This is a genomic window from Cupriavidus sp. 207A1 (genome assembly GCF_057798955.1).
In genome coordinates this window covers 87,273-102,295 of the sequence record NZ_JBYOJO010000021.1, presented here as the reverse complement: position 1 = coordinate 102,295, position 15,023 = coordinate 87,273, and the positions used below count along the sequence as shown (strand labels likewise).

15 protein-coding genes are annotated in these 15,023 nt (G+C 67.9%); 7 read left to right on the top strand and 8 right to left on the bottom strand.

Annotated elements, in window-relative coordinates; all coding sequences use genetic code 11:
- Positions 1–105: 105 nt before the first annotated feature.
- Together AC3FMM_RS28855 and AC3FMM_RS28850 are read right to left on the bottom strand one after the other, a co-directional pair.
- Complete coding sequence (locus AC3FMM_RS28855) at positions 106–777, bottom strand: response regulator (protein ID WP_115713285.1); 672 nt, start codon at positions 775–777, stop codon at positions 106–108.
- Entirely contained in the window at positions 774–2,228 is a 1,455-nt protein-coding gene (locus tag AC3FMM_RS28850) for a cache domain-containing protein (RefSeq protein WP_488687823.1), read from the bottom strand. Before AC3FMM_RS28850 ends, AC3FMM_RS28855 begins: the two co-directional genes overlap by 4 nt.
- A gap of 569 nt (positions 2,229–2,797) precedes the next feature.
- On the opposite strand from AC3FMM_RS28850, the gene AC3FMM_RS28845 reads away from it, so the two are divergent.
- Positions 2,798–4,810: a hypothetical protein gene (locus AC3FMM_RS28845; protein WP_240987822.1), complete on the top strand. Its 2,013-nt coding sequence runs from the start codon at positions 2,798–2,800 to the stop codon at positions 4,808–4,810.
- Between the two features lie 39 nt (positions 4,811–4,849).
- Here AC3FMM_RS28845 and AC3FMM_RS28840 read toward each other — a convergent pair whose 3' ends face one another.
- The 3 genes from AC3FMM_RS28840 to ampC all read right to left on the bottom strand — a co-directional run bounded on the left by AC3FMM_RS28840 (position 4,850) and on the right by ampC (position 8,043).
- The gene (locus AC3FMM_RS28840; RefSeq protein WP_488687821.1) at positions 4,850–6,241 is read right to left on the bottom strand and encodes a YncE family protein; all 1,392 of its coding nucleotides are present in this window, start codon (positions 6,239–6,241) and stop codon (positions 4,850–4,852) included.
- Between the two features lie 55 nt (positions 6,242–6,296).
- Complete coding sequence (gene copM, locus AC3FMM_RS28835) at positions 6,297–6,734, bottom strand: CopM family metallochaperone (RefSeq protein WP_115713288.1); 438 nt, start codon at positions 6,732–6,734, stop codon at positions 6,297–6,299.
- 139 nt (positions 6,735–6,873) lie between these two features.
- On the bottom strand, positions 6,874–8,043 hold the full coding sequence (gene ampC, locus AC3FMM_RS28830) for a class C beta-lactamase (RefSeq protein ID WP_488687836.1): 1,170 nt from the start codon (positions 8,041–8,043) through the stop codon (positions 6,874–6,876).
- Positions 8,044–8,258: 215 nt separating this feature from the next.
- Between ampC and phnC the strand changes: the two genes are divergently transcribed.
- The 4 genes from phnC (at position 8,259) to AC3FMM_RS28810 (ending at position 11,548) form a co-directional block, all read left to right on the top strand.
- Positions 8,259–9,113: a phosphonate ABC transporter ATP-binding protein gene (phnC, locus tag AC3FMM_RS28825; RefSeq protein ID WP_115682978.1), complete on the top strand. Its 855-nt coding sequence runs from the start codon at positions 8,259–8,261 to the stop codon at positions 9,111–9,113.
- Between the two features lie 50 nt (positions 9,114–9,163).
- Positions 9,164–10,165, top strand: a complete 1,002-nt coding sequence (gene phnD / locus AC3FMM_RS28820) for a phosphonate ABC transporter substrate-binding protein (RefSeq protein ID WP_116380216.1) — start codon at positions 9,164–9,166, stop codon at positions 10,163–10,165.
- A 103-nt stretch (positions 10,166–10,268) separates the two neighbouring features.
- Positions 10,269–11,081 (top strand): phosphonate ABC transporter, permease protein PhnE, encoded by an 813-nt coding sequence (gene phnE / locus AC3FMM_RS28815; RefSeq protein WP_115713292.1) that lies wholly within the window; start codon positions 10,269–10,271, stop codon positions 11,079–11,081.
- A 5-nt stretch (positions 11,082–11,086) separates the two neighbouring features.
- Positions 11,087–11,548 carry a GNAT family N-acetyltransferase gene (locus AC3FMM_RS28810; protein WP_115713293.1) on the top strand — a complete coding sequence of 154 codons (462 nt, stop codon included), beginning with the start codon at positions 11,087–11,089 and terminating at the stop codon, positions 11,546–11,548.
- A 2-nt stretch (positions 11,549–11,550) separates the two neighbouring features.
- Here the strand turns inward: AC3FMM_RS28810 and phnN are convergent, their stop codons facing one another.
- From phnN to phnF, 3 genes are all read right to left on the bottom strand, one after another.
- A complete protein-coding gene (gene phnN, locus AC3FMM_RS28805) occupies positions 11,551–12,141 on the bottom strand; it encodes a phosphonate metabolism protein/1,5-bisphosphokinase (PRPP-forming) PhnN (protein WP_115682982.1) in 591 nt (196 codons plus the stop codon).
- A complete protein-coding gene (locus tag AC3FMM_RS28800) occupies positions 12,138–12,863 on the bottom strand; it encodes a DUF1045 domain-containing protein (RefSeq protein ID WP_488687817.1) in 726 nt (241 codons plus the stop codon). The genes phnN and AC3FMM_RS28800 overlap by 4 nt, the downstream gene beginning before the upstream one ends.
- 126 nt (positions 12,864–12,989) lie before the next feature.
- On the bottom strand, positions 12,990–13,724 hold the full coding sequence (gene phnF, locus AC3FMM_RS28795) for a phosphonate metabolism transcriptional regulator PhnF (RefSeq protein WP_115713296.1): 735 nt from the start codon (positions 13,722–13,724) through the stop codon (positions 12,990–12,992).
- A gap of 178 nt (positions 13,725–13,902) precedes the next feature.
- On the opposite strand from phnF, the gene phnG reads away from it, so the two are divergent.
- Complete coding sequence (gene phnG / locus AC3FMM_RS28790) at positions 13,903–14,403, top strand: phosphonate C-P lyase system protein PhnG (RefSeq protein WP_115713297.1); 501 nt, start codon at positions 13,903–13,905, stop codon at positions 14,401–14,403.
- Between the two features lies 1 nt (position 14,404).
- A complete protein-coding gene (gene phnH / locus AC3FMM_RS28785; protein ID WP_414249390.1) occupies positions 14,405–15,022 on the top strand; it encodes a phosphonate C-P lyase system protein PhnH in 618 nt (205 codons plus the stop codon).
- The last annotated feature ends 1 nt before the right edge of the window (position 15,023 follow it).

Here is a 15,023-nt window from a genome sequence, read left to right as displayed (position 1 = left end):
CAGTAATACAGAGAGCTTGTTCCGCGCCCCACTCATGGTGCGCGCCAGCGCCCTGCCCCGGTGCAGCCGCACCAGGCATGGACACAGCGCACGGCTCAGGGGCAATCAGCAGTCCGCGGCCAGGGCCGCGTCGGCGAGCTGGATCGCGTGCAGGTCGGAGAAGTGGACCGCGTACTTCACCAGTTCGGCCCGACCGCCAACCTGCAGCTTGCGGCGCAGGTGCAGCCGGTGGGTTTCGACGGTGCGCACCGAAGTGCCGAGCCGCTCGGCGATCTCCTTGTTGGAGCGGCCCTCGGCCAGCAGCTTCAGCACCGTGGCCTCCTTCGGCGTCAGCGTGCGGCGCGACGACGGTGGCGGCTCGTCGGTCTGCAGGAAGGCCTGCAGTTCGGCGTTGAGGTAGGTGCCGCCGGCGGCGACGGTGCGGATCGCGGTCACCAGCTCGTGCGCGGGCGCTTCCTTGAGGACGTAGGCAGCCACGCCGAGGGCAAAGGCGCGCCGCACATATTCAGGGTCCTTGTGCATCGACAGAGCGATCACGCGCACCGACGGAAAGCGCTCGGCAAAGCGCGAGGCAAGCTGCAGGCCGTTGGCATCGGGCATGTGGATGTCCGACACCACCAGGTCGGGGTCGTGCCGCCCGGCCAGGATGATGGCCTCCTCCACGCTTGCCGCCTCGCCCACCACGGTCATTTCCCCGGTGGCCTCCAGGCGCAGGCGCACGCCGTCCAGCACGAACGGATGGTCATCGACCAGCAGCACACGAAGGTTTGGGGTCATGCGGCAGGCCTCCTGGCGGGGGAATGATGGCCCAGGCGTCGTGCGGGCCGGGTCCTGGTCTGTGTTTCGGGCGCCGGCGCGGGCAGGCGCAGGCGGGCCTCGACGCGCGTGCCGCCGGTGCCGGTGCGCACGGCAAAGTCGCTGCCTTCCAGGCTTTCGATGCGCTCGCGCATATTGCGCAGGCCGATGCCGCCCTTGCCGTCGGCGCGGACCTTGTTCAGGTCGAAGCCGTGGCCGTTGTCCTCGATCGTCAGCGCGACGTGATGCCCGCTGCCGGCCAGCGTGACCTGGACCCGGCCCGCCTGCGCGTGCGTGAGGGCGTTGTTCAAGGCCTCCTGCGCGACCCGGAACAGCGCGGTGCGCTGCGCCTGCGACAGCGCGGGGATGGCCCCCTGCTCGATGAAGCGCACCTCCACGGCGCGCGGCGGGTGCAGCTGCTCGACCAGCATGCGCAGCGCGGCGGCCAGCCCCAGGTCGCTCAGCAAGGCCGGATGCAGCCCGTGCGAGACCCGCCGGATCTCGACCAGCGCTTCCTGCAGCCGGCCCAGGCCCTGTGCCAGCAGTGCTTGCGGCGCGTGGCGACGCGATGGCGGGCGATCCTTGTCCGGGTCGGTTCCGGGCTCCTGCTCCAGATGCACCTGGGCGGTCTCCAGCAGGTACTTGGACGACACCAGCACCTGCACCACGCCATCATGCAGCTCGCGTGCCACGCGGGCGCGCTCCTCTTCCTGCGAGCTCACCACGCGCCGCGCCAGGCGCCGCAGCTTCTCGCCCGAGATGCGCGAGTTGCGCAGGTTCCAGGCCAGGCCTGCCAGGCTGATCAGCATGACCGAGCCGATCGCGAAGGCCGTAAGCCGTATCTGCGTATCGCGCAGCGTGCGCGCGGCGTTGGCATCGAACGCGGCCAGTTCGCGCTCGATGTCGTCCATATAGAGGCCGGCGCCGATCACCCATCCCCATTTGTCGGCGGTCCGCACATACGACATCTTGGGTGCCTCGGTACGCGAGGACGGCTTGATCCAGTTGTACCGGACAATGCCGCCGCCGGCTTGCGCCTGCCTGATCAGCATCCTGGCCTGGTCGCTGCCGGTATCGGCCGGGTCGCAGAAATCGACCCCGTCGATGCCCATGCTGCCCGGATTCAGCAACACGTTGCCGAGGCGGTCGTAGACGAAGAAGTAGCCGTCATTGCCGAAATGCATGCGCGACAGCGCGGCGAGCGCCTGCTGCTGCAGCGCGGCTTCCTCGCCGCTGCCCTGGGCGATGCGGGTCAGGGTCGCGTGCCCGAGTTCGACGTAGTGGCGCAGCTCCTTTTCCTTGCTGGCCACGTAGACGGCCTGGACCTGTTTGCGGTCCTGCCTGGAATGGCTGACCATCTGGTACGAGACCATCCAGGTCACCAGCAGAAATACCACCAGCATGAAGGCCGCCGACAGGGCGACCGTTCTCATGCGGATCGTCATGGTTTGCACGCGCGGGGGCAGATGGATCATCGCGGGGGCCCAGGGGAGCCAGTCATACTCGGGCTGGCGAACCGACTGCAAGGCCGCCGACGAAAACACCAAGGCGGCGTTGGCGAAAAATGCCGACGCCGCCACGACAAATCGATTCCTCCCAGTTCGATTTATCGAAACCGCCTGTGCGCGCGTTTTGGTCCTGTGTTTTGGTCCCGCGCTTTGCCAGCCGGTTTCTCGACCCCTGATGCAGCCGGCGAACCAATGGCTCAACCGATATGCATGAGGAAACCTATGTCGTTTTGTGGCAAAAAGCAAGCAGCGTGCCGGAACCGGCAACGCATGATGCAAGCGCGCCGGAACGTCGATTGGGGCGATTACCGATAACAATGCAGACATGGAGTGCAGCCGCGCGAGCCAATGCACCAGAAATATGTGCTGGCGTACTAAGCGGCGGCCGGAAAGCTGCCAAAGTCCAACCTGGCGAATCCTTGCGCCCCACGATTTTCCTTTGCGCCCCATAAAGACCGATGCCTGGGAAACGCTTGCCATCGCACCCCACTGCCATGCTTCGGGCCGTCAACCTGACGCTGGCTCCCTGCGTCGTCATGCTGGCGCTGGCCGGCTGCGAACGCGATCCCGAGCGCCGCACCGCGGCGCCGGTGCCGTCTGGTACCGCATCGGTGGCGGTGGCCGCCAAGCCGGTTCCCGCGCAAGTGCCCGCGGAACGCCCGCCGCCCGCAGCAACAGTACCGGCAGCACCGCCGCGGCCATGGTTCGACGACGTCGTGGATGCCGAAGGCAAGCTGGTGCGGGAAGCCTATCTGGCGATTGCGTCCGATTACAGCAGCGACGAGGCCATCGCCTATCGCTACGGCCCGGCCAATACCAGGCCGGTGGCGGGGGCGCCAACGCACTGGCAGCCGGACGACAAGACCTTCTATCCGCACGGCAATCCCTGCTATCAGAAGGAGTTTCCCAAGTCCGAGCTGGATCACAGCCTTAAGGTCATCTATCAGCTGGGCCAGCTGGATTGCTCCCGCAACGATTACGGCAGCAATATGGGGGATGTCATTTATCGCGCCGATGCGGCACCGGACCCTGGCGTTACCTCGCTGCTGACGCTGGCGCTGAGTGCCGGGACGGTTGCCGAGAAACCGCAGTTGCCGTGGGTTTACGGGCATGTCGCGACCGACCCCCAGTTGAAAAACCATATCGCGGCCAATGGCGGCGAATTGCCCAGGCGCCCCATTGCCATGGGGCGCTGCAGCGAACACGATTGCGCCCAGGCCTTGATCGCGTTCCAGAACGGCCTGATTGCCTCGGTCGGCAGCAATACCGCCTCGCACTCGGCGGCCGTGAAATTGCCCGCGGGCAAGGTGCCTACGGCGATTGCGATCACGACCAACTCGGAATTCGCCCTGGTAACGATCTGGGATACCGTCGCCTTCAAGGGCCAGGTGGCCGTGCTGGCGCTGGGCAGCCTGGCCGATGGCAGCAAGGTCGGCGGCCCCTATGATCCCAGCGCGGGCTCGTGGCCGGGTCTTTACCCCGGCCTGCGCAATATTTCCAACTTCGTCTTTATCAAGCTGCTGGGCTTTATCGACCTGCCCGGCATGGTGGCACCGACGGACATCTCGGCGGTAACGGATTTTGGCGTGATGCAGGACAACAGCACGCAAGGCTGGCTGATCGACCCGGTCGGCCGCCGCGGCGCCAGCCGGACCAAGACGGAGGTAAACCCGGCCACCAGCAGCGTCAACCAGAAGAGCTTCACGCGCACGGGCATCAACGGCAAGCTGGTGTCCCGGGCCGGCGTGGCGGCGGTGATTTCGAAGTCCGAGAAAAAGGTGATCTTCCTCGACCTGAAGCCGCTGTTCGACAAGGTCAACCGGGCCTACTTCGAAGGCAGCCATGCCGCGCTGCAAGCGACGCTGGCCAACACCGGCCTGGGCGATGCCCAGTGGCCGCCGGTATTTGCCGTGGACAACTACGCGCCGGCCATCGTCAAGTCGGTCCGCCTGCCGCAGAAGCCCACGGCCGTCAGGATCTCGATCCTGCCGATTCCCGGCCGCGCCTGGGTGGCGACGGAGGAAGGCAAGATCCGCGCGTTCTCCGTGGCGGGGCTGCAGTCCGGCCGCAATCCCGACCCGAAGCTGATCGAGGAGATGCTTAGCGTGCAGGTCGGCAAGAATCCCACCAGCATGAAGCACCATGTCAACGTGGGACTGGGCAATTCCAACACCAGGCTGTGGGTGGTATCACGCGGCGCGCAAAAGATCCAGCTGGTCGACATGGTGGGCCTGACCGTCGAAAAGACGCTGCAGGACTCGCGCATCGTCGACCCCATCACGGTGGACGAGACCCAGCAGAACCCGCTGCTGACCAGCGTGATCACCATTGCGGACTACACCGGCAGGCAGGTGATGAACTACCGTTATGCGCCGATTGCCCTGCAAGGCGGGAATACGCCGTTGCATATCGGCGTCGGCAAGTCGGGCAATGCGCCGTTCGAGTTCGGCGGCGCCTACGACGTGCCCGGCAAGCCGTTCGATTTCACTCAGAGCAATGTGCCGTGAGCACCCTGCCCCGTGCTGCTGCGCTGCTCGTGATCGCGCTCAGGGCGCGCTGACCAGCACCGCGTTGGCCGGGTCCGGCGGCGCGTTGCCCTCCATCACCACCAGCTGCACCGGTGACGGCGCCTGCGGCGACAGCGTCGGCACCACCTCCCGCAGCGGCCCGATCGCGGTGCCGTTGGCCATGCCGGCCGGGTTGGTCCTGAAGCTTGCCACCGGCGTCTTCTGCCCGCCCACGTAGACGCTGTATTGCGTTTGCGGCTTCAGCTTGAACAGCGAGACCTCGAGCGCGTCGACCACGCCCAGGTTGCGCGCCACGACAAAGCCTTTGGCGTCGCCGCCGCGGACCGGCTTGAGCGCAACGTTGAGCGGCTCGGTGTTCGCTCTGGGCACCAGGTTGCCCGTGCCGGCGCCGCCTGGCACCGCGTTGCTGACATAGACCAGCGCCTGCGGCGCCTGGCCCACCGGCACGCGCGCGATGACGCGGTTGTCGGCGGTGTCGATCACATCCACCGCGTCGCCGTTTTCCAGGCCGACATAGACGCGCGAGCCATCGTCCGCCGCCCAGATGCCATGCGGCAGCGCGCCGACGGGAATGGTCGCGACCAGCGTGGGCGTGGCGTCGGTGGTGAACACCTTCACCACATTCTCGCCACCTACCGTGACATAGGCATGCGTGCCGCGCGCGGTGCGGGCAAAGGCCAGGTGGTTGGTGATAAAGCCGGTATCGAACACGCCCTTCACGGCCAGCTTCCCGGTATCGATGCGTGTGACCTTGCCCACGTCCTTGTGCGTCATCCAGACTTCCTTGAAGTCGGGCGTGAATTGCAGGAAGGGCGAGAACGGGCTGGCCACGTCGAGCCGCTTCACCACCTTGCGGGCCCTGACGTCGATCACGTCGACCACCGGATTGAAGCTGGACACGACGAAGGCCAGCTGGCCCGCCGGGTGGAACAGCACCATGCCCGGTCCCGCGGTGGTCGGGATGCGGCGGGTTTCACGGAACGTGGCGGGATCGATGACCGAGATGTAGTCCTCGCCGCGCACCACCACCCATACCTCCTTGCCATCGGCGGTAAAGAAGCCCTCGTGCGGCGAGCGGCCGATATAGGCGATGCCCTTGACCCGGTTGGTCGCGGTATCGATGAACGCGACCGAGTTGGAGCCATTGGAGATGACGATCAGCGTCCGGTGGTCCGGTGAGAACCCCAGGCCGTGTACGTTGAGTTCGCCCTTGTACAGCGGCGACAGCACGTCGGGCCGTGCATTGCCGAGCCGGACCTGGCCCAGCAGCCGGTTGGCGGCGGGGTCGATCACCGACACGGTGTTGCTGTTCTGGTCCGCGGTATAGACGCGGTCCTGCGGTTGCGGTGCGGCGCTGGCCAGTGGCGCGCCGAGCGAGATGGCGAGGGCGACAAGCGTGTTCTTCTTCATGGCAGTAAGGGAGCTGGATGCGGTTGGCATAAGGCGCGCGACAGAATGGGGCGGGTCAGCGCGGCGACGTGGCCCGGGGCGGCTGGGCCTGATGGCGCTGCAGCCACGCCTGCATCAGCCGTATCTCGTTCTGCTGCTCGGTGATGATGCCCTGCGCCAGGTTGCGCAGCGCCGGATCCTTGCCGTACAGCAGCAGCGCCTTGGCCATGTCGATCGCGCCCTGGTGGTGCGGGATCATCATGGCGACGAAGTCGTGGTCCGGGTCGCCGTTGGTGGGTGCCTGCGTCATGCCGTGGTGCATCACGTTCATGGCGTCGTCGATCAGGGCGGCATAGGGTTTCGCGGTGCTGGCGATGAAGGGCGGAGGTGCCGCCTGGCCCGGGTGCTGGTGCGCGTTCTGGGCCGGCGCGGCCAGGCTGGCGGCCGACAGGCACAGCGCCGCCAGGGCGCGTGCCGCGGTGCGGGCGCCATGACGTGAAGAACTTCGTTGCATCGCAGGGTCTCCGGTTGGCCCGGCCAGAGTGTGCTGGTCGGGAATGGTTTCCTGCGTATACACGGGAAGCACCCGGACTATTCCGTCCCCGACGAAATATTTTTCCGAGCGGGCCTTGGACGCTGCGGCCAGAGTCCCTTCAAGGCTTGCCCTCCCCCACCGGCTGTCCGTCCAGATACTGCAGCACCCGGAACGCCGCCTTCACCCGCTCCGCGACCGGATAATTCTTGTTCGCCAGCATCACGATGCCGATGCGCTGCGACGGCACGTAGGCGACATAGGCGCCGAAGCCGTTGGTCGAGCCCGTCTTGTTGACCAGCATGCCGCTGCGCGCCGCCTGCGGCGGCTCCAGCCGCGCCACCGGGTTGGCCTCGAACACCACCTGGGGCGAGCTGCCTGCCAGCACGCTGTCGCGCTGCGCCGGCCACGGGTACATTTCCCACGCCAGCCCCTGCACCATGTCGCCGACCTTGAAGTAACCGGTGCGGGTGGCGGCCAGCGCGCGCTGCAGGGTCTGGTCCAGCCCGCTGCTGTCGATATTGGCCATGACGAAGCGCATCATGTCGGCCGACGTGGTCTTGACGCCGTAGGCCTCGGCATCCAGCACGCCCGGCGTGACGCGGACCGACTTGCCGCCCCTGGCGTAGCCATAGGCATAGTCCTTCATGCGCGCCTTCGGCACCGTGATGTAGGTGCTGCGCAGCCCGAGCGCGGGGAACAGTGTCTTCTCCATCAGCACGTCGAACGGCTGGCCCATGCTGCGCGCGGCCAGGTAGCCGAACAGGCCGATGCTGGGGTTCGAGTATTGCCGGTGGGTACCGGGGGCGTAGCGGGGACGCCAGTCGCGGAAATAGTCGACCATCTTGCCGGTGTCGGTGACGGCCTCAGGAAACTGCAGCGGCAGCCCGCCGGCCGCATACGTGCCCAGGTCCAGCAGGCTGGTCGCGCCCACGCTGCTGCCCGCGAGTTGCGGCAGGTGCTTCGCCGCATTGTCGGTCAGCGACAGGTCGCCGCGGGCTTGCGCATAGGCGGCCAGCGTCGCGGTGAAGGTCTTGCTGACCGAACCGATCTCGAACAGCGTATCGGCGTCGACCTTGCGGGCGCCGGCCCTGGCGGCGACGCCGTAGTGGAAGTCGTACTGCTTGCCGCCGACCGTGACGGTCACGGCCATGCCCGGCACATCGTGCGCCTGCATCACCGGCTGGATTGCCGCGTCGACGACACGCCTGAGCGCGGCCGCATCGACACGCTCGGCAGCATGGGCACCGGCGCCGCAAAGCAGCGCCGCGGCGGCGGCAATGGCTTGCATTGCCTTGTGAAGAGTTTGGTTCATATCAGATCATCTGACCGTGGTGCGCCGGCACACAGCGCAGCCGGCGCGGGAAATAAGCGAGACTTTACCGGCTCCCGGGCCTCGCCCGCCCAAACCTGTGTCCGATGACCGCGCCGGATCGGTCTTCCAGTCATCGTTCTGTCATCCACCCCCGCCAGAATGCGCAGGTCAATCAAGTCAGGGGAGTCGACATGACGCACGCAATTGAAGTCCGCGGCCTGAGCAAATCGTTCCGTGCGGACCGCAAGGCGCTTGACGATGTCACGCTGCAGATCGCACCGGGCGAGATGGTCGCGCTGCTGGGCGCGTCCGGATCCGGCAAGTCTACGCTGCTGCGCCACGTGGCCGGCTTCGTTACCGGCGACGCCGGCGCCGGCGAGATCCTGGTCAACGGCCGCCACGTGCAGCGCAACGGCCGCCTCGCCGGCAACGTACGCCAGGTGCGGCGCGAGATCGGATTCGTGTTCCAGCAGTTCAACCTGGTGGGACGCCTGCCGGTCATCACCAATGTGCTGGTCGGCATGCTGGCGCGTGTACCCAAATGGCGCGGCCTGCTGCGCGCGTTCAGGGCCGACGAAATCCGCAGGGGGCTCGATGCGCTTGCGCAAGTTGGTATAGACGACTATGCCTTTCAGCGTGCCTCGACACTGTCGGGCGGCCAGCAGCAGCGCGCCGCGATTGCGCGCACGCTGGTGCAGAACGCCAGCGTGATCCTGGCCGACGAGCCGATCGCCTCGCTCGATCCCGAATCTTCGCGCCGCGTCATGTCGCTGCTCAGGCAGATCAACCGCACCCGCAAGGTGGCGGTGGTGGTGTCGCTGCACCAGGTGGACGTAGCCATGCGCTACTGCCCGCGCGTGGTTGCATTGCGCCACGGCAAGGTGGTCTATGACGGCCCCTCGGCCGCGCTGACGCCGGCCATGCTGCGCGACCTCTACGGCACCGAAGCGGACGAACTGCTGCGCGATGCCATCCCTGAAGACGACGACAGCGCCGCGCCCATGCCGGCGCCGGCGCTGGTCACGATGAACCTGGCCGCCGCCTGAGCGGTTGGCGCAGCCCCATTCCCCCAAACCGCTTTCCACCGGAGTTGCCCATGCTTCGCAGAACCTTCATCGCCGTCGCGGCCTCGGCCGCGGTTGCCCTCCCCGCCCTCCCTGCCTTCGCCCAGGAGGCAAAAAGCCTGAACATCGGCTTCATCTCGACCGAATCGTCGTCCAACCTGAAGACCGCCTGGCAGCCGCTGATCGACGACCTGAGCAAGACCCTGGGCGTGCCGGTGAAGCCGTTCTTCGCCTCCGACTATGCCGGCATCATCGAAGGCATGCGTTTCAACAAGGTGCAGATCGCGTGGTTTGGCAACAAGTCGGCCATGGAAGCGGTCGACCGCGCCAGCGGCGAGGTGTTTGCGTCGGTGATCGACAAGGACGGCAACCCGGGCTACTGGTCGGTGCTGGTGGTCAACAAGGACAGCGACCTGAAGAGCGTCGAAGACGTGATCAGGCGCGGCAAGGACCTGACCTACGGCGCCGGCGACCCCAACTCCACCTCGGGCACGGCGGTGCCGGGCTTCTACCTGTGGAGCGCCAACAAGGTCGAGCCCAAGACGCTGTTCAAGGCGGTGCGCATCGGCAACCATGAAACCAACTTGCTGTCGGTGCTGAACAAGCAGGTCGACGTGGCCGTCAACAACACCGAGAACATGGAGCGCTACCGCATCAACACGGGCAAGAACGCCTATGAGCAGGTGCGCGTGCTGTGGAAGTCGCCACTGATCCCGGCCGACCCGATGGTCTACCGCAAGGACCTGACGCCCGAACTGAAGAAAAAGATCCAGACCTTCTTCGTCAACTACGGCAAGGGCACCGACGCGGCGCGCGAGAAGCAGGTGCTGGCCGGCCTGACTTACCAGGGCTTCCGCGCCTCGAACGACGCGCAGCTGGTGCCGATCCGCCAGATCGAGCTGGCGCGCGAAAAGGCCAAGATCGAATCCGACACCACGCTGGCCGCCGCCGACAAGGAAAAGCGCCTGTCCGACGTGAGCCGTCGCCTGGCGGAGCTGGACAAGGCCGCCGCCAGCGCCGGCAGCACGCAGTAACCGGTTCGCCGCCACCACACTGTTCGACCTGTCTCACCGGGGCGGCGGCTGTTGCCGCCCGCCTCGCACCGCTTTCCAATCCCCGCTGTATCCGGACCGCTCCATGACCGTCTCCGCCACGCCTGGCCTGCCTCCCACGCCCCGAAGCCATGTGCGCCCGCCGCGCACACCCCTTGCCGTGCCGCTGACCTGGGCGGTGCTGCTGGCCCTGCTGGCCCTGTCCTGGCAAGGCGCCGACATGCGCCCGCTCGACCTGCTGCGCGATTCGGACAACATGGCCAGGTTCGCGGCCGACTTCTTCCCGCCGGATTTCCGCGACTGGCGCCACTACCTCGACGAGATGCTGGTCACCGTGCAGATCGCGCTGTGGGGCACGGCGCTGGCCGTGGTGGTGGCGGTGCCGCTGGGGCTGCTGTGCTCGGCCAATATCGTGCCGGCCTGGGTCTACCAGCCCGCGCGCCGCGTCATGGATGCATGCCGCGCCATCAATGAAATGGTGTTCGCCATGCTGTTCATCGTCGCGGTCGGGCTGGGCCCGTTCGCCGGCGTGCTGGCGATCTGGATCCATACCACCGGGGTGCTGGCCAAGCTGTTTGCCGAAGCGGTCGAAGCCATCGACCCGCGCCCGGTCGAAGGCGTGCGTGCCACCGGCGCCGGCCCGGTCGAGGAAATCGTCTACGGCGTGATTCCGCAGGTGCTGCCGCTGTGGCTGTCGTTCGCGCTGTACCGCTTCGAGTCCAACGTGCGCTCGGCGTCGGTGGTGGGCATCGTCGGCGCCGGCGGCATCGGCACCGTGCTGTGGGAAATCATCCGCAGCTTCCAGTACGGGCAGACCTGCGCGGTGATGATCATCATCATCGTGTTCGTCTCGGCCATCGACATCCTGTCGGCCCAGATCCGCAAGGTGCTGGTCTGAACGCCATGCCGACCACCGAAGTCTCGCTGGCGCTGCGCGAAGTGCGCGGCTCCGACGCGGAGCTGCTGCACCTGTCCGCGCTGCTGGCCGCGATGGACGGCGAGGCGCCGCTGCCGCTGGCCACCATGCGCGAGCGCTATGCCACCATGCGCCGCTATCCGGACTACCGCTGCTACATGATGGTGGGCGCGGACGAGGTGCCGCTCGGCACCTTCAGCCTGCTGGTGTTCCCGGTGATGGTCCACGACGGGCGTCCCGAGGCGATCGTCGAAGCCGTGGTGGTGGCGCCGGCCGCGCGCGGCATGGGCATCGGCAAGGCCATGATGCGCGAGGCGATGCGACTGGCGCGGGAAGCCGGTGCCGCCAAGCTGGCGCTGTCATCCAGTGCGCGACGCCTGCGCGCCCACCAGTTCTATCGCCAGCTCGGCTTTACCGAGCATGGCATCAGCTTCAGCATCGGGCTCTGAACTCAGGCCTGCCGTGCCGCCGGAGGCGCGGCGCCTACCAGTTGCGCCAGCGCCGCCACCGCGCTCTCCAGCCCGCCGCTGTTGTCGATCTCGACCAGCCGGCATCCCGGCGGCACGGCGAACGCCTGCCGCGCGCGGGCCAGCCGTTTCGCAATCGCATCTTCCGCTTCGCGTCCGCGCTGGCGCAGGCGTGCCGCCAGCACTTCCGGCTGCACCCGCACGTGTACCGCGCACAGCTTCGGGTAGCGTGCCACCGCCTGTGGCAGGTACTCGCGCGAGCCGTTGACGATCACCGTCAGGCCGCGCGCCAGCCACTGCTCGATCTCGATGCCGATGCCGTAGTGCAGGCCGTGGCTGTGCCAGTCCAGCGCCAGGCAGCCCAGCGCGCGGCGGCGGTGGAATTCCTCGGGCGTCAGGGCCACCGAGGCCTCGTTGGCATCGGCGGCGCGGGTGATGTAGCGATGGGCGATGACAATGCGGTGATCCGCGCCCAGGCGCTCGCGCAGCGCGCGCAGCAGCGAGTCCTTGCCGCTGCCGGACGGTCCCATCAGGTAGAACAGGCCGTGCCCGTCGGCCACGGTTGCCGCGCTCATGCGCCGAGATACGCCGCGCCGGCGCCGTCCGCGGTGCTGCCGTCGAAGCCGTAATGGCGGGCGACGACAAAGTCCTCGCCCTGGGCCGGCTGCACGAATACGCTGATGCGGTCCACAAGCAACGGCGCTTGCAGCAGCTTGCCGCTGGCTGCTTCAAGCTGCGCGCTCGCGGCGCGCTGGCTGGCAGCATCGAGCATGCCGGTCAGTGTGATATGGAACACGAAGGTGCCGAACACATACGGGTAGCCCCATGCGTCGAGCATGCGGCGCTCTGCTGCGCTCAGCTGGTCCGGGGTGCGCCTGGCCAGTTCCTGCGCCGAAGGCGGCGCGCGCAAGGGGTCGAAGGCCAGCACGCAGGCGTCGGCCAGCGCCTGCATCGGCGGCGAGCCGCCGGCTGCGAGCGTCCATGCGACAAAACCACGCAGCGCGCGCAGCGCCAGCGGCGCGTCGAACGGCGTTTGCCGGCGCGCAAGATCCCGCGCGGCGGCATCGACCATCGCCGCGCTGGCGCCGTCGGCAAGCCGGAATGGCGGCTTCAGGGTGGCATGCAGGCCGTAGTGGGCCGGCGCCTTGATCCACTCGGGCGGCGCCGCGGGCAGGTCGGCGGGCGGAGGCAGCATGGCGCCGGTGTCGGCGTCGCGCCCCAGCCAATGCTTGCCGAAGGTGGCCAGCGGGCCGGATGGCGACAGGTAGATGGCGTAGCGGTACGCGGCTTGAGTCATGCGGCAAGGTTACCAGCGGCATCACGCGCGCGCAGGCGCAGACTGCCCCGGTTTGGTGGGGTTGACCGCAGACAGTAGCGCAGGCAGATGACAGCCGGATGTCTAGACCAATCCCGCGCGGCAGCGTCAGTCACGGTCGGACACCGTCAGCTGCACCCAGTCGCCGGCGAAGCGCACCACGCTGTACTGCACCGGGTTGCCGTCGATATCGACGTTCAGCGCCTCGACCTGCAGCACCGGGCGGGTCTTGGGCTGGTTCAGCATCCGCGCCACCGGCGCGCTCGGCATCGCCGCGGTAATGCGCGACCACTTGCGGGTGTAGTCGGCAATGCCGTAATGGGCCAGCGCGCGCGATACGGATTGCCTGGCGCGCAGCACCTCGTCGATCCCGGGAAAGCGCTTGAGGTCGAAGTAGTGCTCGGCCACGTCGATGGTGCGGTCCTCGGCCTTGCCGATCATCTGCGCATGGAGCAGCTCCGCGGTGCGCGCCAGCCCCAGCTGTTTGGCCACCTCCGGCGCGCGCACCACCTGGCTGGCGACGACTTCGGTATGGCCGCGCACGCCCTGGGCCGCCAGGTTCTGCGAGAAGCGCGTACGGCGTCCGATGGCGTAGTCGATCGCGTGCTCCTGCACGAAGGTGCCGCGGCCCTGCTCGATCCGCACCAGCCCGCTCAGCTCCAGCTCGCCCATGGCACGGCGGATGGTATGGCGGTTCACGGCGAAGCGGTTGGCGAGCTCCGGCTCCGGCGGCAATTGCTCGCCCGGCAGGTACAGCTTCTTGCGGATGTCGTCCGCCAGCGCCTCGCCAATCTGGCGCCACACCGCGACGCCCGAACCCCGTTCCACTTCTCGATCAGACATCGTGCGCTGTCCTCTTGTCATCAAGCGTTAACCCATCTCGTGCGATTGTGCCTCAGCCATGCCGCGCTGGCAGCGTGCCCGAGCAATCCCCTGCCCCGTCATGAAACGTTCATTTGGCTGTGGTCTAGTGGCTGCGTGTTCCAGGAACGACATCTAAACGTATAGACGTATAGGGGTGATGATGCAAAGCGAAACCGCGCGGCCGGATGTGCCCGCCGCCCATGCTGCCCGCGCCGCCTGGCTGCGGATCCTGGCCACCGCGCCGACCGATGCGCTCGACGGCGCCTACCAACGGCTTGCGCAAGCGCAGGCCCTGCCCGCCTACCGGCTGCTGCGCAAGCCCGAGGCCGGCATGGCGATGGTGCGGGGCCGCGCGGGCGGCACCGGGGCCCAGTTCAACCTCGGCGAAATCACGGTAACGCGCTGCGCGGTGGTGCTGGAGGATGGCGCCGCCGACGCTGCCGCCGGCGTCGCCTATGTCCAGGGGCGCAGCGTGCGCCATGCCGAGCAGGCCGCGGTGCTGGACGCGCTGCTGCAGCGTCCGGCCTGGCACCAGCGCGTGCAGGACCTGGTGCTCGCACCGCTGGCCGACGCACACGCCAGCCGCGCCGCGCACGCGGCGGCCACGGCCGCGCAGACGCGCGTCGAGTTCTTCACCATGGTCCGCGGAGAAGACTGAGATGCCCGCCGCCCAACCCATGCTGTCCACGCCGGCCGCCGCGCTGCTGCCTGGCTTTAGTGATCCGGTCGATGACGCCCAGCAGGCGTTCCGCGCAGCGCTGCGGGCGTTCGCCCACCCGGGTCAGCTGCAGACGCTGCCGGCCCGCAGCGGCTTGCCCGAGGGCCTGTCGCCGGCGCTGGCCGCGCTGCTGCTGACGCTGGCCGACGCCGATACCCCGGTCTGGCTGCCCGCCGCCGTGCCGGCCGCGGCGCGTGCCTTCCTGCGCTTTCACTGCGGCTGCCGGCTGACGGAAGCGCCCGGCGCCGCGGCCTTCGTCTGCGTGCCGGCCGGCCATGCCATGCCGGCGCTCACGGACTGCGCGCAGGGCGACCCGGCCTTCCCGGACCGCTCGGCCACGCTGCTGGTGGAAGTGGCCTCGCTCACCGACGGCGAGGCCCTGACGCTGCACGGCCCCGGCATCGAGCACACGCAAGCGCTGCGTGTTGCCGGCCTGCCGGCGGGCTTTCGCCCGGCCTGGCGCGCCAACAACGCCGGCTTCCCGCTCGGCGTGGACCTGCTGCTGTGCAGCGGTGACCGGTTCTGCGCGCTGACGCGCACCACCATCGTGGAGGACTGAC